Source organism: Pseudoalteromonas sp. S1650 (assembly GCF_005887195.1).
In the GTDB taxonomy this organism is placed as follows: Bacteria; Pseudomonadota; Gammaproteobacteria; order Enterobacterales; family Alteromonadaceae; genus Pseudoalteromonas; species Pseudoalteromonas simplex.
This window is the reverse complement of sequence record NZ_PNDF01000208.1, coordinates 1-272: the sequence shown is the minus strand read 5'-3', so window position 1 is coordinate 272 and position 272 is coordinate 1. Positions and strand designations below refer to the sequence as shown.

Here is a 272-nt window from a genome sequence, read left to right as displayed (position 1 = left end):
GACAGAAGCCCTCGTCCCGCTAATGAAGTCTAGTTTTGCACTCTTATTCTTCATTTATTATTCATGAGATTTGCAATGGGTTGTTCCTATCCAGCTCGACCAAAGCATTTCGTCTGCCGATATTTTCCGAGACAATCAAAATAACATTTGGCTGGCAAGCTTCAGTGAAGGCTTATGGCTTGCTCACGAAGGGCGTATTGAACGTCACTCAGCTATGTCAAATATGACCCACGCGGTGATGGCGCTTAGCCAGGCACCTGATGGCAAATTAT

1 pseudogene is annotated in these 272 nt (G+C 45.2%); it reads left to right on the top strand.

From position 1 onward, the window contains the following. Nucleotides 1-73: 73 nt before the first annotated feature. Nucleotides 74-272, top strand: a pseudogene (locus tag CWB80_RS22185) (two-component regulator propeller domain-containing protein); the annotation flags it as partial.